The sequence below is a fragment of the Mammaliicoccus sp. O-M54 genome, from assembly GCF_022386035.1.
GTDB lineage: Bacteria > Bacillota > Bacilli > Staphylococcales > Staphylococcaceae > Mammaliicoccus > Mammaliicoccus sciuri_A.
Map to the genome: position 1 here is coordinate 86,349 of NZ_JAJNJE010000002.1, position 24,455 is coordinate 110,803.

The 24,455-nt window shown below is 33.0% G+C and carries 21 protein-coding genes; 8 read left to right on the forward strand and 13 right to left on the reverse strand.

The features are described from left to right. Positions 1-3 precede the first annotated feature (3 nt). A complete protein-coding gene (locus LQ673_RS04475; protein ID WP_037589206.1) occupies positions 4-1,080 on the forward strand; it encodes a phosphomevalonate kinase in 1,077 nt (358 codons plus the stop codon). Positions 1,081-1,991: 911 nt separating this feature from the next. Here the strand turns inward: LQ673_RS04475 and LQ673_RS04480 are convergent. Both LQ673_RS04480 and LQ673_RS04485 read right to left on the reverse strand, forming a co-directional pair. Next, positions 1,992-2,462: a peptide-methionine (S)-S-oxide reductase gene (locus LQ673_RS04480; RefSeq protein ID WP_239705527.1), complete on the reverse strand. Its 471-nt coding sequence runs from the start codon at positions 2,460-2,462 to the stop codon at positions 1,992-1,994. A gap of 25 nt (positions 2,463-2,487) precedes the next feature. Then, complete coding sequence (locus LQ673_RS04485) at positions 2,488-3,312, reverse strand: class I SAM-dependent methyltransferase (protein ID WP_239705530.1); 825 nt, start codon at positions 3,310-3,312, stop codon at positions 2,488-2,490. A gap of 171 nt (positions 3,313-3,483) precedes the next feature. On the opposite strand from LQ673_RS04485, the gene LQ673_RS04490 reads away from it, so the two are divergent. The 4 genes from LQ673_RS04490 (at position 3,484) to trhO (ending at position 6,267) form a co-directional block, all read left to right on the forward strand. After that, the gene (locus LQ673_RS04490) at positions 3,484-3,975 is read left to right on the forward strand and encodes a GNAT family N-acetyltransferase (RefSeq protein ID WP_196307684.1); all 492 of its coding nucleotides are present in this window, start codon (positions 3,484-3,486) and stop codon (positions 3,973-3,975) included. Between the two features lie 96 nt (positions 3,976-4,071). Then, on the forward strand, positions 4,072-4,404 hold the full coding sequence (gene spn, locus LQ673_RS04495) for an SPIN family peroxidase inhibitor (protein WP_126476562.1): 333 nt from the start codon (positions 4,072-4,074) through the stop codon (positions 4,402-4,404). A gap of 199 nt (positions 4,405-4,603) precedes the next feature. Then, a complete protein-coding gene (locus tag LQ673_RS04500) occupies positions 4,604-5,080 on the forward strand; it encodes a MarR family winged helix-turn-helix transcriptional regulator (protein WP_037589193.1) in 477 nt (158 codons plus the stop codon). A 239-nt stretch (positions 5,081-5,319) separates the two neighbouring features. Beyond that, positions 5,320-6,267, forward strand: a complete 948-nt coding sequence (trhO, locus tag LQ673_RS04505; protein WP_037589192.1) for an oxygen-dependent tRNA uridine(34) hydroxylase TrhO — start codon at positions 5,320-5,322, stop codon at positions 6,265-6,267. A 149-nt stretch (positions 6,268-6,416) separates the two neighbouring features. On the opposite strand, the gene LQ673_RS04510 is transcribed toward trhO, so the two are convergent. From LQ673_RS04510 to LQ673_RS04540, 7 genes are all read right to left on the reverse strand, one after another. Next, positions 6,417-7,985, reverse strand: a complete 1,569-nt coding sequence (locus tag LQ673_RS04510; protein WP_239705532.1) for a hypothetical protein — start codon at positions 7,983-7,985, stop codon at positions 6,417-6,419. Positions 7,986-8,158: 173 nt separating this feature from the next. Further along, the gene (locus LQ673_RS04515; RefSeq protein WP_037589187.1) at positions 8,159-9,466 is read right to left on the reverse strand and encodes a CitMHS family transporter; all 1,308 of its coding nucleotides are present in this window, start codon (positions 9,464-9,466) and stop codon (positions 8,159-8,161) included. A 150-nt stretch (positions 9,467-9,616) separates the two neighbouring features. Continuing rightward, positions 9,617-10,861 (reverse strand): peptidoglycan bridge formation glycyltransferase FemA/FemB family protein, encoded by a 1,245-nt coding sequence (locus LQ673_RS04520; protein ID WP_196307686.1) that lies wholly within the window; start codon positions 10,859-10,861, stop codon positions 9,617-9,619. Between the two features lie 168 nt (positions 10,862-11,029). Further along, the gene (locus LQ673_RS04525; protein WP_196307687.1) at positions 11,030-11,542 is read right to left on the reverse strand and encodes a YfiT family bacillithiol transferase; all 513 of its coding nucleotides are present in this window, start codon (positions 11,540-11,542) and stop codon (positions 11,030-11,032) included. A gap of 150 nt (positions 11,543-11,692) precedes the next feature. Then, a complete protein-coding gene (locus LQ673_RS04530; RefSeq protein ID WP_239705728.1) occupies positions 11,693-14,029 on the reverse strand; it encodes an immune inhibitor A domain-containing protein in 2,337 nt (778 codons plus the stop codon). Positions 14,030-14,207: 178 nt separating this feature from the next. Beyond that, positions 14,208-14,726, reverse strand: coding sequence for a transcription repressor NadR (locus LQ673_RS04535; RefSeq protein ID WP_037589185.1), 519 nt, complete (start codon positions 14,724-14,726; stop codon positions 14,208-14,210). A gap of 1 nt (position 14,727) precedes the next feature. Then, positions 14,728-15,819 (reverse strand): cysteine desulfurase family protein, encoded by a 1,092-nt coding sequence (locus tag LQ673_RS04540; protein ID WP_196307688.1) that lies wholly within the window; start codon positions 15,817-15,819, stop codon positions 14,728-14,730. Positions 15,820-15,906: 87 nt separating this feature from the next. On the opposite strand from LQ673_RS04540, the gene LQ673_RS04545 reads away from it, so the two are divergent. The 3 genes from LQ673_RS04545 to nadA are packed head-to-tail and all read left to right on the forward strand — an operon-like array spanning position 15,907 to position 19,366. Then, a complete protein-coding gene (locus tag LQ673_RS04545; protein WP_196307689.1) occupies positions 15,907-17,481 on the forward strand; it encodes an L-aspartate oxidase in 1,575 nt (524 codons plus the stop codon). Beyond that, positions 17,432-18,265 (forward strand): carboxylating nicotinate-nucleotide diphosphorylase, encoded by an 834-nt coding sequence (gene nadC, locus LQ673_RS04550; protein WP_196307690.1) that lies wholly within the window; start codon positions 17,432-17,434, stop codon positions 18,263-18,265. The genes LQ673_RS04545 and nadC overlap by 50 nt, the downstream gene beginning before the upstream one ends. Further along, the gene (gene nadA / locus LQ673_RS04555; RefSeq protein WP_196307691.1) at positions 18,266-19,366 is read left to right on the forward strand and encodes a quinolinate synthase NadA; all 1,101 of its coding nucleotides are present in this window, start codon (positions 18,266-18,268) and stop codon (positions 19,364-19,366) included. A 49-nt stretch (positions 19,367-19,415) separates the two neighbouring features. Here nadA and fadH read toward each other — a convergent pair whose 3' ends face one another. From fadH to LQ673_RS04575, 4 genes are all read right to left on the reverse strand, one after another. After that, positions 19,416-20,180 carry a 2,4-dienoyl-CoA reductase gene (fadH, locus tag LQ673_RS04560; protein WP_239705534.1) on the reverse strand — a complete coding sequence of 255 codons (765 nt, stop codon included), beginning with the start codon at positions 20,178-20,180 and terminating at the stop codon, positions 19,416-19,418. 185 nt (positions 20,181-20,365) lie between these two features. Next, a complete protein-coding gene (locus LQ673_RS04565; protein ID WP_410250515.1) occupies positions 20,366-21,271 on the reverse strand; it encodes a hypothetical protein in 906 nt (301 codons plus the stop codon). 160 nt (positions 21,272-21,431) lie between these two features. Beyond that, positions 21,432-22,505 (reverse strand): YkvI family membrane protein, encoded by a 1,074-nt coding sequence (locus LQ673_RS04570; RefSeq protein ID WP_126476572.1) that lies wholly within the window; start codon positions 22,503-22,505, stop codon positions 21,432-21,434. A gap of 12 nt (positions 22,506-22,517) precedes the next feature. Next, positions 22,518-23,855: an aspartate aminotransferase family protein gene (locus LQ673_RS04575; RefSeq protein WP_037589175.1), complete on the reverse strand. Its 1,338-nt coding sequence runs from the start codon at positions 23,853-23,855 to the stop codon at positions 22,518-22,520. Positions 23,856-24,455: the final 600 nt, after the last annotated feature.

Sequence of the window (24,455 nt, forward strand, 5' to 3'; positions counted from 1 at the left end):
ATAATGATTCAAGTCAAAGCGCCAGGAAAGCTGTATATTGCTGGAGAATATGCAGTAACAGAGCCTGGATATAAATCTGTCTTAATTGCAGTTGATCGATTTGTGACAGCAACAATTGAAGATACGAATTCATCATCAGGATTTATCCATTCTAAGACTTTACATCATGAGCCGATTACATTTACAAGAGAACAAGACAAAATCATCATTTCTGATAATGATGCTGCAGATCAGCTTAAATATATTACACAAGCTATAGAAGTATTTGAACAATTTGCTAAAAGTTCCAATGTCACATTAAGACATTATAACTTAACAATTGATAGTAACCTTGATGATGCATCTGGCCATAAATATGGTTTAGGTTCTAGTGCAGCAGTATTAGTATCTGTTATCAAAGCTCTAAACGAATTCTATAACTTACAATTATCAAATTTATTTATTTATAAGTTAGCTGTTATCGCTAATATGAAATTACAAAGTTTAAGTTCTTGCGGTGATATCGCAGTAAGTGTTTATACAGGTTGGTTAGTCTATAGTACTTTTGATCACGTTTGGGTCAAACAACAAATAGAAGAAACATCTGTAATGGACGTCCTTTATAAAAACTGGCCAGGCTTACACATCGAACCACTTCAAGCACCAGAGCATATGGAAGTATTAATCGGTTGGACAGGCTCACCCGCTTCTTCACATCATTTAGTAAGTGAAGTCAAACGCTTAAAAGCAGACCCAACAATATATACGCAGTTTTTAGATCAATCACAGAAATATGTCGAACAACTTATTAAAGCATTTAAGACAAACAATATACAAGGTGTTCAAGATACAATTAGAAAGAATCGTACTGTCATTCAATATTTAGATTCATTCGCTACAATTGATATCGAAACACCACATCTAAAAAAATTATGCGATATCGGAGAATCATACGGTGGCGCAAGTAAAACATCAGGAGCTGGCGGCGGCGACTGCGGTATCACAATTGTAGAAAACGATAGAAATAAACAAAAAATATACAATGAGTGGTCAAGCAATGGTATTAAGCCACTGAACTTTAGTATTTATCACGGACAATAAAATGAGAAAAGCTAGGACTTTGAACAAGTCCTAGCTTTTTTGTGGAATAGTATATGGGGAACCGTGGCGAATGTTGCTAGTCACGGACGTCTTGCAATATTCGAGAGCTCTATGTTGCTAGTCATGGCCGTCTTGCAATTTTCGGCGGCCCTATGTTGCTAGTTAGGGCTGTCTTGCAATATTCGGCGCCTCTATGTTGCTAGTTAGGGCTGTCTTGCAATTTTCGGCGCCCCTATGTTGCTAGTTAGGGCTTTCTTGCTATTTTCAGGGCTTCTATGTTTCTAGTCATGGCCGTCTTGCAATATTCGGCGGCCCTATGTTGCTAGTCATGGCGGTCTTGCAATATTCGGCGGCCCTATGTTGCTAGTCAGCGGCGTCTTGCAATATTCGACGCTTCTATGTTGCTAGTTATGGTCGTCTTGCAATATTCAAGGCCTCTATGTTGCTAGTTAGGGCTGTCTTGCAATATTCGGCGCCTCTATGTTGCTAGTTAGGGCTGTCTTGCAATATTCGGCGCCCCTATTTATCTAGATTGATCAGTCTTGATAAATACAATGCTCATATTTATCTTGTTTGGTCTGTCTTGATAAATACAATGCTCATATTTATCTTGTTTGGTCTGTCTTGATAAATACAACGTCTCTATTTATCTTGTTTCGCCTGTCTTGATAAATACAACGCCCCTATTTATCTTGTTTCGCCTGTCTTGATAAATACAACGCCTCTATTTATCTTGTTTGGTCTGTCTTGATAAATACGGACCTCCTATTTATCTTGTTTGATCAGTCTTGATAAATACAGACCTTCTATTTATCTTGTTTGGTCAATCTTGATAAATACAACGCCTCTATTTATCTTGTTTCACCTGTCTTGATAAATACAACTTCTCTGCCCCCATCTCACATATCTCTTTATTTATATTTATTCATCATTTCTTGGGAAATGTGGCAATAATCGTCTGGGCATTTTGCTAAACGGTCTTGGTGTTCTTCTGCGCTTCGTACATAATTCTCTAATGCTTTAACCTCAACTGCAATTCGTTCTGCATCACTTCTATTTGCTATAAATTGGCGTGCAGCTTCTAAATGATGGTCTTCTTCACTATAGACACCTGTTCGATATTTCAACCCAACGTCTTCACCTTGTTTGTTCACACTATATGGGTCTATAATTTCAAACAAGTATGCCATCAAATCTTCTACACTAACGATTGCAGGATCAAATACAGTCTTTACACATTCTGCATAACCATCGTAATCACCTTCAAGCGAACGACTACTTCCATTCGCCCTACCCGCTTCTGTCTCAATTACGCCAGGTAACGTCTTTACAAAAGCTTGTACGCCCCATAAACAACCGCCTGCTAAATATATCGTTTCCATAGCCAACTCCCACTACACTTTTATATTAAGTGTTTTTGATTATTACAATTTTATTATTAAATCGATTTTTAAGATAGACTATATACTTAAACCATTTCAAATAGCGCCATCTATGTGAATATCTATCAAAGTAATTATATTCTTTAACAACTTTCCAACTTCCTGGCAAAATATCTTTTAACTCTGCGACATTATTATAACCAAACTTAAATAATGGTTTACTAGAAAGTTTAGAGACAGATGGATGATTATTAGTATGTTTAGTCATAAACTTTGAACAAAATTCAGAAGCAATTACTAAATGATGCTTATCAAACGACTGAGCAATCTCTTTATACAAAGCTTCAACTTCTACTTTCTCAAAATACATTAACACACCTTCAAATATTATTAAAATATCACTATCTTCTTTAAAATGTTCATTACGTTTAACATCATCAATCCAAGTATAATCAAACATAGACTTATTAATCATTTTATAAAAATATGTTTCATTAAAAAATCGTCTTCTAAGATTTATACTTTCAGGTACATCAATATCAATCCATGGTATCTTGTTCAATTTCAATCGACTGAGACGCGTATCCAATCCGCATCCAATATTAATAATAAATGGATGATTAGAATCTTTAATAAAATTAATCACTATTTCATCTAAAATTTCTGTCCTAATACTAATACCAAGCTGCGTTAGCCAATCCACATATGTATCAAGCACAGGATTGTCTATTTCTTTTATTATTTTAACAGATAAAGGATCATTAATAATTGGCATATCACTTAAAGTCTCTTTTGCCTTAACAGCAATCGGTATTAGCATAGATTCTGGTATCCCTTTCAACTCCGACATATCTTATCCCCCACTAGAATTTTAAATTTATTATTACACATTGTAAAAAAATGTCAATTTAAACTTTGTTTTCTTTTGAAAAAGGTTATTTAAATTATGATAAAATACAAACAATAATTTAACAGACATAAAAGAGTTATTTTAATTTAGAAATCAAATTGGAGGTTTACTATGAAATTAATTGCATATAACGACAATTATTATGATAAAGTGCAGTCATATCAAATGGATCATTCACAACTTCAGTTTACAAAAACACCGAAAGAAAATATTGAACTGCCAGCACAAAATAAAAATAGACATTGCATATTGGGATTATCAGAAGATGACAAACTGGCTGTATTCTTCGTCTTGCATGAACATAGCGAATTTACAAAGTACTTTTCAACACCAGATGAATCCACAATTTTTGTAAGATCATTATCAACAGATAAACGCTATTTAAGACAAGGCTATGCAAAACAAAGCTTGCAACAACTCAATCATTACTTATTAGAACATATGCCACATATAAAACACATTGCACTCTTAGTAGATATTCCAAATCAAATTGCATATGAGCTATATATTAAATTAGGCTTTGTAGATACCGGCGTAGAAATAAATAACGATGGTGACTTAACAAAATTAATGGAGAAGGATTTATTCTCCCCTAATTCTTAACTCATTCTTAACTATCATTAAATAACTTTTAACTGCCTATTTTTTTGAAATTTATATATTATAATCAACTTATCAAATGATTGGAGATGGTTATATATGAAATTCAAAAAATTAATTCCTGTTACTTTATCTGCTGTTATTCTAGGTTTTGGTGCGGTTAGTGTTACTGATTCTCATCATGCTGATGCTAAAACACATTCTCAAAATGGATTAACGCTTCATGATGATACGCGATTACCTTTCCACACTGATCAAGATTTAGCTGTTCTACTTAATAAAGATACTGACACATTAACTAAACAGCAACTTATTGATTATTTTAAATTATTAGGCTTTAAAAATGTAGGACAAGTTATTAAAACGGCAGAAAAACAAAATATCGATGTTTCAGCTTTTCATAAGTACAGAAACCATAAAGGCTGGAAATAATAATATCAGAAGTTGAATTTGGGAATGATTAAATTCCCTTTCAACTTCTTTTTGTTTTTGAATAACATTAATACTCAAAAACAATTAATTGTACATAACAACTAAACATTGCCATACAATTTGAGAAATTTTACTTTTTTATTTAATCAAAGTTTGATAAAATCTTAATGCATAAATTAATTTAATGGAGGAATACAATATGGAAAATATAGAGAGACAAGAGTTATTACAAGATTTTAAAACTAAGCTTTTACGATTAAATACTAATTTTAAATTTCTATGTGGACATGTTGCTAATAACAATGGTTACTCATTAAATTACCTGAACTTATTGTATTTTATTAGTGAAAATGAAGGTATGACATTAGCTGGACTTGCTGAGTCTCAAGACATGGATAAAGGGAATTTAAGTCGTTTGTTAAATGGTCAAATTAAAGAAGGCTTCGTAGAAAAGAAAATGGACAAGGAAGACAATAGAAAGATTCATGTATTTATAACAGAAGTTGGTCGTGAAAAAATTAAAGAACTAAACAACATATGTATTAGCAATTTAGATCACTTACTAAAAATAATACCTGATGATGAATTTACAAGTTTCATTTCAACTTTAGATAAATTAGACAACCATTTCGGTAATTACGCGAAAGAAATTAAAGAAGGCGAATTACAAATTTAACTTTCTCAAAAAATAACAGTCAACACAACTCCATTTCCACCTCGAACTCACATTAAACGGTAGATAAAAACGATTTCATATTATTTTACAAAATCAAACAATTGAAAAATGCAACTTTTTTGATACAATATAATGAGGATAAAAATGTGCATTCATATCAAAATTGTTCCATATCAACTAGATACATTCAAATTGACATATCATATAAATAAAAAAAGAGAATTAGAGGAGATAAGAAAATGGATTATAGAGTACTATTGTTTTATAAATATACAACAATTACTGACCCCGAAACTTTTGCAGCAGAGCATTTAGAATTTTGTAAAGACCTTGAACTTAAAGGACGTATTTTAGTAGCAACTGAAGGTATTAACGGTACACTTTCAGGTACGAAAGCTGACACAGATAAATACATGGAACAAATGAAAGCAGACGAAAGATTTGAAGGCATTACATTCAAAATCGACGAAGCAGAAGGACATACTTTCAAAAAAATGCACGTGCGTCCAAGACCAGAAATCGTAGCGTTAGACTTAGAAGAAGATGTAGATCCTAGAGAATTAACTGGTAACTACTTATCACCAAAAGAATTTAGAGAAGCTTTATTAGAAGAAGATACAATCGTCATTGATGCAAGAAATGATTACGAATATGACTTAGGACACTTCCGCGGTGCAATTCGTCCAGATATTACAAGATTCAGAGATTTACCAGACTGGATTAAAGAGAATAAAGAACAATTTATGGATAAGAAAATTGTCACTTATTGCACAGGTGGTATCCGTTGCGAAAAATTCTCAGGCTTCTTATTAAAAGAAGGTTTCGAAGATGTTAGCCAATTAGAAGGCGGAATCGCAACTTACGGTAAAGATCCAGAAACTAAAGGTGAATTCTGGGACGGTAAAATGTACGTATTCGATGAAAGAATTAGCGTAGACGTAAACCAAGTTGAAAAAACAGTAGTCGGTAAAGAATGGTTCGACGGCACACCATGTGAAAGATACATTAACTGTAGTAACCCAGAATGTAACCGTCAATTCTTAGTTACAGAAGAAAACGAACACAAATATCTAGGTGCATGCTCACACGAATGTGCATCACACGAAAGAAACCGTTACGTAAAAGCACACAACATTAGCGAAGAAGAAAAAGCAAACCGCTTAGAAAACTTTAAAGCATTAGTATAAAATAACCGTCACTAAATAAACCCCCTTACTAGTCACGTAGTAAGGGGGTTTGGTGATGCCTATGGAAATTATGTTATGCATTTATTATATGCATCATTCCATAATTTGTAAATAAAATAGTTTATAAATAGACTTCTGTTACTTTCAAATTATTTCCCTTTTACAAACACTACTTTTCGTTTACTCCGCTTCATTTTCCCGTTTTGATCTACAAATTGATAATTTGTGAGTACAGTATTTGTCGTTTTGACCAGTTTAATATTATTAATGGTTGAAACTTTTTCTGTAATGGCAAAGAAGTTAAACATATATTTATACTTGCCTGAATCGTTTTTAAATTTCATATATCTTTTTTTATTTTTATTTACTTTATATACCGCAACGACTCTGCCATCACAAGGATGTATGCCGATAATATAATTGACCTTTTTAGCTACTTTTTCACTGATTTCTAATCGTGTAACGATTTCTTTTTTTATAGTTTTTGAAGTTGTTGAATACGTTAATGAAGCTGGTATGTTATTTTCTTTACTATCTATGCGCAACTTTACAATGAGTATGTTATAGTGCCCTAGTTCATTAATATCAATATATTGAATATCTGTATGATGTTGGATTGTATTGAAATCTCCATATATTTTTGCATTAATTTCATCGTTGTCCACTTGAAATCCATTTGTATAATTATACATTTGATTATAGGATACAACCCCTCCATAATTGACTGGACTAAATACTGTATATTGATTGAGCATTGTCTTTACAGTGATTTGTGCTTCTCTTTCTGTTATATCCGTCATAAATACGACTGGTGTGATATGTGATGAATTTTCAATATATGCCTTTGATTGTTTATGACTATTGATGACAGGAATCTTATCAATATCCTGTGTAGTCAAATTTCCTTGGTGATACCCTATGTATAAAAGCGCATTTTGTTCATTATCCAGTAGTCCATATACGTAATACTGACTAAATGCTTTAATATTCTCCATTTGCAGTAGTATTTCATTGTCTTTATCACTTTGAATGTTAAGTTTCTCAGGTACTTTAAAATTTTCATATAATGTTTCTGAAAAATCATCTTCATACTTCTGATAATATAATGAATCAAATCTCTCTAATAGCTTTATCCCGGAATTTCGTACATATACAACTGACTTTCTCGTATGCTCATATAATTCACTTGCAAGTAAATTTTGTACATAAAGTGACCTTAAAATTTTCTGTGTATATTTATCTATATCTTTTACTTCGATAAAAATTTTTCCTTCATTAATTTCTTGTTCAAATGTTACTTTATGTTTAAAGTGCTTATAATCTCCTTTAGGAATTTTGACTAATATTTTACTTCTATGATGTGGTATAGATCTAACTGATTTTAGTACAAAATAATGATGATAACTAAAATAAGTCCAAGCCGCACTTTTTAAATATTGTTTGATGCTATTCATCATACTTTCCACATCTCTATAGCGATCATAATAAACGCTATAAAGTGACTTAAGTGTCCCTTTTCTTTTATGATCACTAATACGAAATGTAATCCATTGATGTGATTCTGTATTGAGCAATGTTACATAATACGAATGCTTATTACTTGAGAATGTTAAAGATAATAATATCTCATCCGGTTTCAGCAAATTTTTAATTTCTGTTTCAAGAATTTTTGAAAATTCTTTGCTATGTGTATTAACAAAATCTTTACCGTATAACATATAAACCATCCCTCGTTTTAAACAATTATATATTAAGATTTTATTATTTCTTTATTTATATATCATAGCAAAATTTTTATATTAAATGTATGAATATTTATACTTTATTCCATAAACAAACTCAGAAATCCATAAATTAGATTTCTGAGTTTGTTCAATCTTAGATCATTCTATTAAAACGAAATAACGCCTATTATCCCAGCAACAAATATCATAAATACTGAGGAACCTATTGCCCATTTCATAACAACTTTTTGGTTTGTACCATAATCTATGCCTAACATACCTACTAATAAATAACCGGCAGCGTATAGTGGACTTAATACGTGTAATGGTTGTCCGAGTATTGAAGCTCTTGCCATTTCAGCTTTTGCGACACCGAATTGTTGGGCAGATTCTGCTAAGATTGGTAAAATACCATAATAAAATGGATCATTAGCCATAAAGTATGTGAATGGCATACTTAATATTGCGGTAATAAGTGCAAAATGATTACCCATTGATTCAGGAATAACATTTACTAATGCTTTTGCCATCTCATCTACCATTTCTGTACCATTCATAACCCCTGTGAAAATTCCAGACGCAAACACTAATCCAACAACTGCTAATACATTCCCTGCATGACGTTTAATTAATTCAGATTGCACTTCAAGGCTTGGATAATTGATTAGTAATGCAGTCGCAAAACCAATCATGAATAATACTGGAATTGGTAAGAAACCTGTAATCAATGCGATTAGTAATAATATAGTTAAAAGTGCATTAACAATAACAATTTTTGGTCTTAATAATGCTTTTTCATCTTCATCTGTACCGTTAGAATTATGCATTTCATCAAGTGTTAAACTTAAATGATTTTTAATACCGACTCTTCTTCTTTCTTTAACACCTAATACGTAAGCTGCAAATACAGCGAATAATATACCAGCTATCATTACTGGAATAATCGGTGTAAATACTTCTTCAGTCGTTAACTGTAGAGAAGAAATCGCTCTTGCAGTTGGACCACCCCATGGCGTCATATTCATAACACCAATAGATAGCAATGCTAACGTTGATAATATGTATAAGTTCATGCCCATTTTCTTATATAAAGGAAGCATAGCCGTAACTGTAATAATAAAAGTTGTCGTGCCATCTCCATCTAACGCAACTAGTGATGCTAAAGCAACTGTTCCAATTGTAATCTTAACTGGATCACCTTTAACAGCTTTCATAATTGCTTCAATAACAGGATTAAATAATCCTGCGTCAATCATAACCCCAAAGTATAAAATTGCGAATACGAGCATAATACCCGTTGGTGCCACTGTTAATAGTCCATCCACCATATATTCGCCTAATTTAGAATAGAATCCCCCAATCAGTCCAAAAACTGTTGGCACTATAATTAATGCTGCTAAAGCTGACATCTTTTTGCTCATAATAAGAATCATAAAAATGATAACCATTATAAATCCAAGTATTGCCAAATTCATGTTGTAGTACCCCCTCTATTGTATTTTATAATTGTAAGCGTTTTTATAAATATTCGCAATAGACTATTTTAAAAATTTTCAGAATATTAATAACCTTATTCTAATATACAAAAAACCGTCCAATTTTTTGGACGGCTTCTTTGCTAGATTTTACGATTTATTCAAAAGTTTATATAATTTATAAAATACTGGTCGGATAGGCTTAATAAAATCACCAATTAATTCTTCTACATGCCCATTAAATCCACTTTTGAATTTAATAACACCCGCATCTTCTGCGTTTTCTGTAAAATCACCCGTAATACCATAAAAGTTATAACGGTCTATATGGTGTTCTTTAGCAAATTTAATCATTTCCCATTGAAGTTTGTATGCTCCCATAAATCTATTAAATTTAGGATTAGATCCGCTAGATAAATAGTACACTTCATGGTCATTATAAATATAGAGTGCTGCTGCTAAATTAAGTATGTCACCTTCTATACCTCTTAAAATTTCGCTTTCTTTTATTTTTCCTTCAATACTATTTAGCTTTTTCTCATTTTCTTGCTTTCTCGTCTTATTCTTTTTAGAATTTGGACTTTCTTTTAAAGCTTCTTCGATACTTGTTCTTTCTATATTTAATTTTTCTTTCTCAAAAATCAAATTACTAATATAATCATTCAAGTCTATATAAGCAAGCTTTATACATGATTTACCTTTGTACATTTCTAGCATTTTTTTGAAATACGCTTCATCTCTAAAAGAAAAGCCGTGTTTTTCTTCTGCCATTTGAAATAAACTGTAAAATAAACTCACTTCTGAACTAGGTAACTCTCGTACTTTAACACCCATCTCTTCAGTCTTCTTAATATTTCTTCTCGTCTTATATTCCATATCATTTAAGACGTCATCTAGAGATTTATTTTTAAGATCTAATACCGAAATCCATCTAATTTGTCGTTTATCTGAATAACCTATACTATATCCTTCATGCTTGTAACCGAGTTTATCCAAATTATGAATCAAAGCCCGATTATTATTCGACTTCAAAATTTCTCCACTATGATTTCTAATATTCTCAATAACATATGGATCTACAAGTACAAATAAACAATTTCTTTTTCTTAAATATTTAGTTAAATTCTCAAAGAAAAAATTAACAAGCTCTATATTGTTGTAATCCATTACCGGACCTCTATGACTATAGAAATATTTAAAGAACTTTAAAGACTGTGCTTCTGTTAATAAACATGCAGCAATGATATTTTGCTGACTGTCTTTTACCCCAACTAAATGACAGTCGGCATTTGTAAGATTTCGATAATTATATTGTTCAGCCGATTGCGTATAATGCGAAAAATGCCCCTTCACAAATAAATCAAATTCCTCAACTTCCAAATTTACAAATTCCACAACAAATCCCCCCATAATTGTATATCTAATTACAATAATACACCAATTATGGAATTAAATGTAACTTATAATAAGATTATTCCACTTTAATATGTTTGATAAAAAAATCTAAACACAATTGTATTTTTTATAAAAAACCGCCCAAATATTATTTGGGCGGTAATGTGATTAATTATTTAAAGCTAATTTAATATGTGCTAAATGATGTTCTTCATGCCATGATAATTTCGCGATTTTAAAAGCTACTGTTGTTTCACCATTATCTTCATGAATGAATGCGCGTTTCAGCTGTTCTTCAGACAAACTTCGTCCTACTACAACAATCCGTTCGTTTATACCTTCTAACATTCTAATAGAACATTCGATAGGTAATTCATTATCTGGTAATTCAATCCATTTTTCTTGATCAAATCCAACTATTGTCGGCTTTCTATCATCGGTTAAAGCAATCTTCAAACGTTGATACATATTCAATTGAGAATCGGCTATATGATGGACAAGCTGTCTAACTGTCCAACTACCTTCTCTATACTTTTTCTTTAATGCTTCGTCGTTTAATCCATCAACAACTTTTCTTAATCGATTTGCGTAGTTACCAATCTCATCTAACCACTGATTAATATCATTCATTGTTACTTTTTCAGGTAATTCTAATTCTCCAATCGGAAATCTTACATCCACAATAATCACCCTTTTCATTAGATTAAATTCACCTTTATTATAGGTTATATTTACTATGAATGAAAATTAAACAGGTTGAGTGGTTAAGTAATTGATTAATTTTCAAAAAAACAGGAACACCCCTTGGCGTTCCTGTTATAAGATTCATATTTATTTTGTGATTTTCACTTTACCGACTGAGTTGTCTTTACTTTTTGCTGATACTTCAAATTTCAAGCCATTATTCGGTAATAATACACCTGCATCTTTTTGTCCTTGGTTTGAGTAATCTTGACTGTCATCGAATACAGGATTTTTCTTCGTTTTATTATCATGAAGTTTATAGCCGTCTTCGTTTTTCAATTTTAATTTAGGTTGGTGATCTAAACTAAATGCTGCGTCTCTAATTTGGAATTGTGTTGTTGCTGGATCATCAGCTACACCTTTTTTCTTCCAATTCAATGCATTTTGGTCAGCATCTACAACGCTTATGAAACCTTGTCCTTGGTGTGAACTTACGTTGTTATCTGAGAAACTCTTATCAACATACCAAACTGTTAAACCTTTGTTGTAAGACATTGTTCCGCCACCGCGTTTAATGTGTTGTAATCCTTTATCTGGTCCTGTAAAGTTTCTCCATTGTAATAAATAGTAGTTCTCATCATATCTATTGCCATCACTTTGTTCAAAGCCTTGTAAATCAAATTTCGCTTTATTTTCTGCATTATCACTGAAGATTTTTTGTCCATCTTCTGAAGTTACTCTAACTTTATCGACAAACCAACCTGGGTTTGTTTCAAATTTATCTGTTACATATAAGAATCTTAATTTTACTTTTTTGCCATCGTATTTTGATAAATCAAATTTAGCATTTACATATCCTTCAGACTGACCATCAATACCATTTCCTTGGTTCTGACCACTCTCTGATGGATCATCATTGTTCGTAATATTACCTGCCACGTTTTCCCAATTTTGACCATCATCTGTAGATACTTGAACATAACCATAATCAAATCCTTGTTCTATATCATACCAAGTCTTAAATTTTAACTTACTTGATTTAGCAGAACTTAAATCTAATGCTGTTTCCATTGAATATTGTGAATCATCATCTGCGCCACTCCAGTATGCTTTCTTACCTTGAAATGGCTTTTGAATTAATGTGGATTTGTCAGGGAGTTTAACTTTAATTGCATCATTGTTTGTCCCTTTAGTAGACGCTTCATCTATAAGCTCTGACGTTTCACCTTTAAATTCAGATGCGTTGATTTCATTACCTGTTTGCCAATTACCACCGTGTAATTGTTGAAGCATTTCTTTCATGTATGGATCAAATCCAGTCGGTTCAGTACCTGGAACAGTACCTGCCCAACTACCTGATGACATAATAGACCAGAATGATACGGGTTCACCTTTACCTGAATACTCAGTATCATATTCATCTGGTAATCCTAAATCATGTCCGAATTCATGAGAGAACACACCTGCTGCACCATCTTCAGGTTGAACTGTGTAATCAATTGCTGCTAATTTCCCATCAAATTGATCAAGCCCTGAATCAGTGCCTGGAATAGTATAAGGTTCGCCTTTATCATCAATATCAAGTGACCATCTATGTGACCAAATAGCATCTGTTCCTAATTTACCGCCACCTGATTCTTCACCAGGTCCTGCATGTACAATCATAATGTGATCAATGATGCCATCTTTCTCATCATAAACACCGTCACCATCAATATCATCACGATCCCATTGATCATAATCGCTTAAATTAATATCTGGATCTTTCGCTGCTTGTTCTAGCGCTTCTTTAATCAATTCTTTCGGTTTACCATCACTGCCGCTCTCATCTGGCACATTTCCACCATAATAACTTGCAGGATGTTTAGCTTTATACCAACCGTGCACTTTTCCATCTATATCATAACTACCACCAGATTGGTTTTTGTAATACTGTTTCATACTCATTAAATTCTCGCCATTTGGACCTTTATAACCATTTTCTCCAAATACCATATCTTGAAAATGCGAAACTGTATAATCATCATAGTACATATCTGTTTCATCTTTTTTAATTGAATTGTGTGGATAGTCTGGAAATTCCATCGCTAGTACTAACACTTTATCTTGTCGTACTTTACCTTTATATTTCTCTTCTTGAACATTATCAACACGTTTACCGTTGTTTTTCTTTTTATACATTTCTTTTTGATTCTTATTCATCTGTCCTTGACGCTTACCATTATTCCCCTTGTTGTACTTCTTATCAAAAAGTCCTTTATTCGGTATGTATTTTTGGTGATATTGTTCACCTTTGCCATCCATATACTCTCTGATTTTTTCATTTTTCTGTTCAGGTGTTTCGGTTGATTCAATGACGCCTTCTTTTTCTAATGTTTCGAGTAACCTGTCTTCATTTGGTGCGACACTATTTGCAGATGCTTGAGTAGCAAATGCAGGTAGTGCAATCAGAGCACTTAATGAAGCAACTGATAACTTTTTCATAAATAAATTCACTTTTAAAAATCCCCCTTATTTATCTAATCTATATACATTATATACATATTCCCATAAAATAGTAGTAAGAATTCAAAAAATTCTAATTTTTCTTTTTAATATATCTAAATAATTTACCTCCGTATAATTTTACTTTATGAAAAATTATACGGAGGTATATTGTTAGTTATTCTATAATAAAATGATGTTCTTTCAAGTCCCTTACAGCATTGTCTAAAATCTTTTCAGTGTGTGCAGAAATTGTATGTAAATGAAGGTTATCTGTTAAATGTGCTAACATTTGTCCTTCAAACTTTTCCATTTCGCTTATAAATTTAGATAAATCTTCGTACGTTTCAATCATTAGATCCGCTTTAATACTGCCATACACTGGATGATCAATCGCAACATCATCAATCATTGCCCCGTTATCCAATATTAACTTTAACTCTTCTTCCATTCGGTCATTATCATGTTGGCAAACAATGACACGTTTATATCTTTTACCGCATTGTACATTATTAACAACATAACCACGACTTGTTGAATCAATATTATAATTTTGTGATTTCAATATAGAAATATCTTTCACAATAATCTGTCTCGAAACATCGAATTGTTGACTCAGTTGTTTACCGCTAATCGGTTCATCTGAAGATTCGAGTAATTGTAAAATTTGTTCTCTTCTTTTAAAAGGGTTATTCATTTCACTGATCTCCTCTTATAGCTGTTTTTAAATGGTGCAAACAAGTATCTATGTCATTTCTAGTCGTAAATTTTCCAATAGATAAACGTATATATTGGTCATACGTTTTCTCAGGTATTGAATCTATTTTAACTTGTAAACCACTACTTAACAATGCGCCATGACCACATGCAGTGCCTGTTGAAACACATATATTTCTATTCGACAAATATTGCATAATATATTGTCCTTCATATATCGGTGTTAATACTGCAATAATATGTGGTGCTTGCGCTTTGTAAACAATTGGTGTAAACGATAAGTCACTTAATTGTTCGATGAAGTATTGTTGTAAAGTATGCATCTCGTCAATACTAGGTGACATTGATAATGCTTTTGTCATCGCGATAATACTTGGTGAATCTATTGTACCATTTTGTGTATACATTTCATGAAAATAATGTTGATTTAACGGCTTTACATATTCATGATTCATCATTAACACACCTGAACCTTTTGTACCGTGAAACTTATGACCTGAAAACGCATATGAACTGAAGCATTTTATATTAATATCATTTAATTTATGAACGGCTTGTACGCCATCAACATGTATTGGAATATTGTAATCCTGTGCAATTTGACTCAATGCTTCAACAGGTAATATGTATCCAGTCTCAGAATTAACATGTTGTGCAATGATGAGCACGACATCATCTGTCATGAAGTCAGTCGTATGTTCTAAATCTATTTCTCCATTATTGTCTAAAGGCAACATAATCATTTCAAATTTATCTTGATAAACTTCTAAAGCGGCATGTATAGATGGATGTTCATAAGGTGAAACGAGTACTTTACCACCCTCCATCTCTTTCAAAAAACTATGTATCGCAATTTCATTTGCATGAGAACCGCTTCTTGTATAAATCACTTCTTTATCTGTTGAAAAGTAATCCTTTATAAATTGTTTACACTCATCCAACAACTGTCTAGTATGTATACCACCTATATGTAAACTTTCGCTATTGTAATATGCTTCGCACTGTATATCTTGATAGACATCCATCACTTGGCTATCAATCCTCGTAGTTGATGCATTATCTAAATAAATCAATTATAATCCCCCCTTGTTATTTACGTTTCATTGTGTCAATATATTGTATATAAAATGATAACACATATGTAAAGTAAGGTGTAAACTTTGAGAAAAGTCATTGTAGTAGGTTCTGGCATCGCTGCATTAGCAGCTATACAGTCATTTAATGAGCAAACTGAAATTTATTGCATTACGAAAGACAAACTAAATCAACATAACAGTTCACTAGCACAAGGCGGGATTTGTTGTTCTCAATACGAACATGACAATGGCCATGCGCATATTGTAGATACATATAAAGCTGGCAATGAACTTGGAGATATTGATGTCATACAATCCATCATCCAACATAGTCATTGTTATATCGAGCAACTCATTCAAAATGGATTGAATTTTGATACAGTTACAAATCAACAAGATTTAGATTTCGCGATGGAAGGTGCGCACACTCGACCACGCATATTACATATTGGTGGAGATCAAACGGGTAAATATTTAACGCACCATTTGATGAATCAATTATCATCCAAGCATATTAAGATTTATGAAGAAACTGAAGTAATCGATTTGTTGAAAGATACAGAACATGCTGTTTGTGGTGTACGTGCACTTGATAAACATGGACAACAACTTGATATCATAGCCCATGATGTCATTTTGGCTACAGGTGGTTACAGCAATTTATTCCCTACGCATTCCAGTGCGTCCAGTTCAATAAGTTCAGGTCATGTTATCGCGCATCATCACGGCATTCCGTTAAGACATATGGAAATGATTCAATTTCATCCGACTTTACTCGGTAAGCCCGGACAAACATACGGTTTAGTTTCAGAAGCAGTAAGAGGTCATGGCGGTATTTTAGTCAATAGCCTTGGGGAGCATTTTATGAAAGATAAACACCCTTTAGGCAGTCTCGCCCCTAGAGATGTGACAAGTAGAACCATCTTTCAGCAACAACAACTTGGTCATCAATGCTTTATCAATATTGAAAAAGTTGAAGCATTTTCTAATAGATTTCCAACGATTTATCAAAATGTCATTGAACACTTTCCAGATGAATATGCGCATCATCTCATTCCTATTACACCTGGTGCTCACTATACAATGGGTGGCGTAAAAACAGACATTTATGGTCGAACGAACTTGAGCCACTTTTACGTTATAGGAGAAGCGAGTAATACAAATTTTCATGGTGCAAATCGTTTAGCCAGTAATTCCTTACTTGAAGCTCTTGTTATGGGACATCTTTGCGGAGAAGCTATTCATCAATCTGAAATAAGAGATATTCATGTTAGCGAATATGAGCAACGACTGATTCCTAAAATAAGTGATGAAGACTTACAAGGTCTTCGTCACCAAACATTTAAAGTGTTAGGTATAGAGCGTAATGGTCCAGACATCACAGCTTACTTAAATTCAATACAAGATTGTCTAAGCAATGCGATGACTTTAGCTGAATGGACTCAATCAGATTGGCAGAAATATATAGAAGTAAAGACTTTAGAAATGATCTCAATATCAGCTTTAAGTCGTTCAGAATCACGCGGTGTCCACTACAGATTAGATTATCCAAATACTGAACCAACACTACAACATACTGATATCGAAATACTAATGGAGGATTCAATTCATGCTAAACAAGTTATACGTCCAAGAAAAACTCAAACAATTTTACCTTGAAGATAACCATTATGGTGATTTATCTTCAAGCTTATTCGATGCCACTCAACAAGGTACATTAACACTTTTAAGTAAATCAGAAGGCATATTTTGTGGTGAAATGATCATTCAAGAAAGTTTTAAACTGATTGATGATGCTATAACGACCACTTTGTTCGTTCAAGACGGTACATTCATAGAGAAAGGTCAGAAGCTCGCTGTTATTGAAGGTAGCATTTCGACCCTCTTGACGATGGAACGCATCACTTTAAATTTAATTCAAAGAATGTCCGGTATCGCTACAGCTACACATGAAATCGTCCAAAAAGTTCACCATACAAACGTCAAAATTGTAGATACGAGAAAGACAACGCCAGGATTAGGTATGTTCGAGAAACATTCAGTACTTATTGGTGGTGGCTATAATCACCGTCGAACGCTTAATGACGGATTAATGTTAAAAGACAACCATATTAGTTTCAGTTCATCGATTCGTGAACTTGTTGCTAAAGCTAAACAACATATCGGACCAATGGATAAGATCGAAATAGAAATTGAAGATGAACAAGCTTTAGATGAAGCCATTTTATCCAATGTGAATATCATTATGTTTGATAATTGCAAACCAGAATGGATAAAAGCACATATTGCGAAAGTGCCTGAACATATACAAACTGAAGCATCCGGTAACATCAATATTAAAAATGTTGTCGATTACGCTGAAACGGGTGTCGATTATATTTCTATAGGTTCGTTATTTTATGAGCAACATGCATTAGATATCTCTGCAAAGGTGGTTATATAAATGTTTAATCTTACAATTGAGAATGCCCAATCTATTCCTGAAAAGTACATAAAAATGTCTCATCAAGAACTTGAAGACAAAATCAAATCCATTAAAGCTTCATTAGGTGATCGTTTATTTATGCCAACGCATCACTATCAAAAAAATGAAGTTGCTCAATTTGCTGATATTATGGGTGACTCTCTTGAACTTGCACGTATTTGTAAAGAGAATACAAAGGCTCAATATTTCGTCTTTAATGGTGTGCATTTTATGGCTGAAACTGCCGACATCTTGACTGACGATAATCAAGATATTTACTTACCTGATTTATCTGCAGGTTGCTCTATGGCAGATATGGCGAATATTGAACAAGCGCTTCATGGCTATGACATATTAACGAAACGTTTAGGTGATAATATTCTCCCGCTTACTTATGTGAATTCGACTGCTGCAATCAAAAAATTCGTCGGAGAAAATGGTGGTTCTTGTGTGACAAGTGGTAATGCTGACAGCGTGATTCAATGGGCTTTAGATCAAGATAAACGTATATTATTTTTACCTGATCAACATTTAGGTCGTAATACTGCTTATAAATTAGGTATTAAACTTGAGGAAATGGCTGTCTGGGATCCAATACAAAAGAAACTAGACTTCGATGGTCGTGATGATGATATTAGAATCATCTTATGGAAGGGACATTGCTCTGTTCATGAAAAGTTCTACCCCATTCACATAGATCAAGCGCGACAAAAAGACCCAGACGTGAATGTTATTGTACATCCAGAGTGTCAATTTGATATTGTACAAATGGCAGACTATGCAGGTTCAACTAAATATATAATCGACAAAATAAAAAATGCGGCGAAAGGTTCTCATTGGGTGATTGGTACTGAGATGAACCTCGTACAACGTTTAAAAGAGACTTATACAGATATTACAATTGAATCACTTAATCCACTTATGTGTTCATGCTTAACTATGAATAGAATTGACTTACCTCATCTCGCATGGTGCTTAGATAAAATCATTGCCGGAGATCGATCAAACATTATTAAAGTCGATAAAGAAACATCGCATTTTGCGAAACAATCTTTAGAACGCATGTTAAGTATCGTATAAAAAATAACCTTTCACCTACAATATAATCGAGGTGAAAGGTTATTTAATATTAAAATGGATTTCGATTGAGCCACTGACCGCCATCCATTGTGATACAATCGCCATTGATATAAGCCGCTTCATCTGAGAATAGAAATCTTGCTAATCCTGCAATTTCTTCAGGTTGGCCCATTCTACCTACAGGAACACTATCTAATGTTTGTTGTCTGGCATCTTCAGATAACGTTAACTTCTTAGCACCACCTGTATTATCAATTGGTCCAGGTGCAATGGCATTAACCGTAATTCCGTATTTAGTTCCCCATTCAACTGCTAATGTTCTCGTCATAGCAAGTACACCTGCTTTGGCACTTGCTGAATGTATCACACCAGCACCAGCTGTCCAAGAATATGTTGCTACAATATTCAATATACGTCCTTTATGACCACTCTTAATCCATTCTTTACCTACTGCTTGCGAACAATAGAAAGTCCCATTTAACACAATATCTATAACTGAATTCCAACCGTTATACGATAAATCTTCTGCTGCACAAATGAAATTTCCTGCTGCATTATTGACTAATCCGTCTACTTTACCAAATGTTTTAATTGTTTCATCAACAGTATACTGAACACGTTCTGGATCACGTACGTCCATATCAATACATAATACTTGTCCTTCTTCTTGTTCCATATCCTTTTTCGCTTCTTCAAGTCTTTCAAGTGAGCGTCCAGTTATGACAACTTTTGCACCATCTGCTGCAAATCTCGTTGCCATCGCTTTACCCATACCACTGCTACCACCCGTTACAATGATCACTTTATCCTTCATATATATTCTCCTCATATTTACTATATTAAAATACTTGTATTTAGTAAGCGCTTACATATAGTGTACAATAAGTTGCAATAAAGGACAATTAAACAGAAGTTATACGCTACATCAAGCTTTAAAAACATTTATTAGTATAATAAATAGACCTTTGAACTTTATAAGCTCAAAGGTCTTTCAATATATTAATATCCTGAACCAACTTCTTCTCCATTTTCATCATACTCAGTCACTTTACCATCATCATCTATAATATAAGAACCTGCTAAATTGCCATCTTTATCTTCAAATGAGAAGCCCCATTTACCTTCGTCTGTCTTCTCAGGTTCTTTATACGTATACTTATCTGTATCTAACAGTGAACCTTCATATGATTCTACTTTATCAATAACATTGTCACGTGTTACTTTTTCAGAACTACTGTCATCATCTGAATCAGAACCATCATTCATAGAAGTTGATCCATTAAACATTTTCACAGTTTTTGCTATTTGTTCATCAGACGCATCATAAAGCTTAACGACTTTCGGATTATTTAAAATCTTTTCAGACTCTTGTTGAGAGTACTCATCATCTTCTAACCATCTTCTATCTTGGAAATGTGAAGGTACGTTATAAATAGAAATCGTACCATCTCCATTATTCTTATACACAACTTGTCCAGCAGCAGTAGGCGAACCTGCTAAAAGATACATACCTTTAGGATATTTCACAGTATTTGCTTTATTATATGGATTCAAATACTCACCCTCAAGATTATGAAATTGAAGATCTGCATTCATTTCACTTTCATCCATATTTCGATAGCTCGGTAAAGCCGTTAACCATACTTTCGCATAATATTCATCACTATTCGTATTCTCGTTAGAAGTGTTGTTGTCTTGATTAGATTCATGATGATTACTATCATTAGATTCATCTTTATTCGAGTTATTATTTTCTGAACCATTAGACTGATTATCCTGTGATTCACTCTTTTGTGCATTTTCAGATGACTTGTCATCATTTGAATCTCCACCAATACTAATCGTACAACCACTCAACAACACAACCGACATAAGTACAAGACCAGAGAACAGTTGCTTCTTCAAAAGAATCACTCCTTTATTAATTTATAATATATTCGCTAAATAATTTAAAATAAGTTATATACATGTTCTTTACTATTGTAACAAATACGTTGTAAATTGAAATGTATACGGAGATATTTCACTTAAAAGAATGTGTTCCCAAAAGCCTTTTTATTTATGATTAAGCCTTCTTAAATTTATTAAATGCTGTATGTGCAATAATGATGACTGTAATCAATATTCCTACATATCCTACAAATGGATAAATGGTTGCAACTAATGAACCAAATGGCAATGTACCACCTAGTATAAAGATAATGCCTAATACTATTGTAACGATGATATCAAATCTATTATTGATATAGCGCATCACTTCATTTTTAACGAGCCAATACATTGGCGCAGTTGTTGAGAATATACCTAATACAATACAAATTGCGAAGAAGAGCGCAACGATTGCATGGATTGTACCACCTATATACAATACTGGCACTTCTAATTTAATGACATCATTATAATAAACGAGCATCGCAACAACCATCATAATAACCGTTAACATTAAACCAGATCCTCCACAAATTGCTGCAGCCACCGCTTCTTTTTTACTATTTGCTTCACTACCTAATTGTGTGAAAAATACTGTACCTGCTAGCATGTTATAACAGAAGAAGAGTATTGCCGATTGCCAAAAATGACTAGTCGGTTGTAAGTCTTTAGCTGCTTGAGGTAAATGATCAAATGATGGTATATTTCCAACTTGTGTAATAAACACATATCCACATATAAAGACAGTTAATACAACGATGACAGGACCGATTAAACCAATAATATCTATCAATTTATTTAAACCTAGAATAACTGTAATCATTGCTAGTATACCCATTCCTAAAAATCCTACTGAAGAAGGTAATTTAAAGTGTTCAGACACAACTGCCCCTGTGCCAGAAATCATAATCACCACAATACTAAATATGAATAATAAAGCGAAATACTCTATAATTCTTCCGAAAAAGTTACCACAATAAACTTTAAAAATATCGCCAGGCTGACTTAATTTCAACTCGTGACCTTTAACCATAATCATTGAACCTAATAAGCAAAATAGTACTGCAGAAATCAATGCACCAACTATCCCTACTGGTCCATATGACGCAAAAAATTGCATAACTTCCTGACCTGTTGCAAACCCAGAACCAATTAAATAAGCTATATATGCACCACTTAATTTAATAACATTTTTCCAACTGAATTCCATCTATATCACTCCTTACCATCCTTGGCCTTCGACCTTGTAATTGTTAAGTTGTCCTCGTTCTAATTCTTCAATTGTTTCTTCTAATATATTTAATGCTGTATTTAATTCTTCATCCGTAATCACTAATGGTGGTTGGAATCTGAGCACACTACCTGCTATAGCGATAATGACTACACCACGGTCAAAGCATCTATTACAAATTTTTAATGCGGCTTCAGAATCCTTTGTCTTGGATGATTTATCAGAAACAATATCAATTCCAATTGATAACCCTTTGCCACGTACATCTCCTACACAATCAAATCTTGTTGCCCATTCTTTCATGCGCTTCTTGGCAATTTCACCTTTTCTTTCAGTTTCTTGAATTAATTGCTCTTCTTCTAAAATTTCAATCGTGGCAAGTGCCGCCTCACAACAAACTGGATTAGCGCCAGTTGTAAATAAGTGAGCTGGCGCATCTAGTGCTTCCATAATCTCTTTTCGACCTACAATGGCTGACATCGGCATACCACCTGCAATTGATTTGCCATATGCAATAAGATCCGCTTCAATATTAAAATGTTCAATTGAACTAAACTTCCCAGTACGACCGAACCCTTGTTGAATATCATCTAAAGCAATTAAAATACCATGTTCTTTACACAAATCAGACAATGCTTCAAAATATCCTGGCACCGGCTCTAACAAACCGCCATCCCCTTGAAATGTTTCAATCATAATACAAGCTACTTCTTCTGGAGGCACATATTTTTCAAACATTTCTTTCAACGGTGCAAGATATCCTTCAACAGTCTTCGGTTCATTTTCTTTGTACATACCACGGTAATTATCCGGATAAGGAATATGATAGAACCCTGGTAATAATGGACCAATTTTACGTCTCATATTCAAAGAAATAGTTGAAGCTGTAATCGAACCATATGTAGATCCATGATATGCATTTTCAAAACTAATAATATATGGACGTCCCGTATAGCCTCTTGCAAATTTAATCATTCCATCACAAGCATCAGAACCAGTTAAACCAAACAGAACTTGTTTCTCAAAATTACCTGGAGATAATTTACATAGCTTTTCAGATAACTTTGTAAGTGGTTCATGGTGCATATACGCTGGTGTGTAATGAACCATTTTAGAAGCCTGTCTTTGAATAGCTTCAACTACTTTTTTAGGCGTATGTCCTACATTTTGTGAACTAGCACTCGATAATAAATCAATATATTTCTTTCCTTCTACATCAATCAAAGTAGAGCCATGTGCTTCTTCAATGACTAATGGATAATAAGGAATACGCCCAGCTTTAGCAAAATATTGTTTATCCCTATTCATAACATCTTGTACTTTTCCCACAAAAATTCCCCTTTCCTTAAATAAAAATTCTTATTATTTAAGCATATTACCAATTAGAAACATCAAAGTAAATAAACATTTCGGAATTTTCTGACTTTTGTGTTAAAAAAAGGAGTAAATATACAATTTCAGCCACTTTAACATTACTTTTTCTTTTGAATAGTTATGTTTCCAAACTGTTTAAATCTCTTCACATTCCCTAAGTGACGGGTTTTTGTGCATATTTGTACGTTGTTTTTTAACTGATTAACAGTTATGTATGATTTTTTGCTTTATAGGGAATTTTTAACATAAATGGGTTAAGTTTATTTATACTTAATGTATCTTAAAAGGAAAGAGGTTTTGCAAATGGATATCGCTGGTGTTATTACAAGCATTATTGATTTAATCAAGACTTGCATTCAAACTTTCGGTTAATTTCAGTTTTATTGCATTAAAAAGGCAGAGGAAATATTCAATCTTTTGATTGTTTCCTCTGCTTTTTTAAATATATAGTTGTAAAATACAAATGATTTTAGTTTAATGTTCTAATTTGAAAAGGTATTATTGATATAACTATATTCTTTCAATAGAATAAATGAAACACTCATTCTTAGTCCT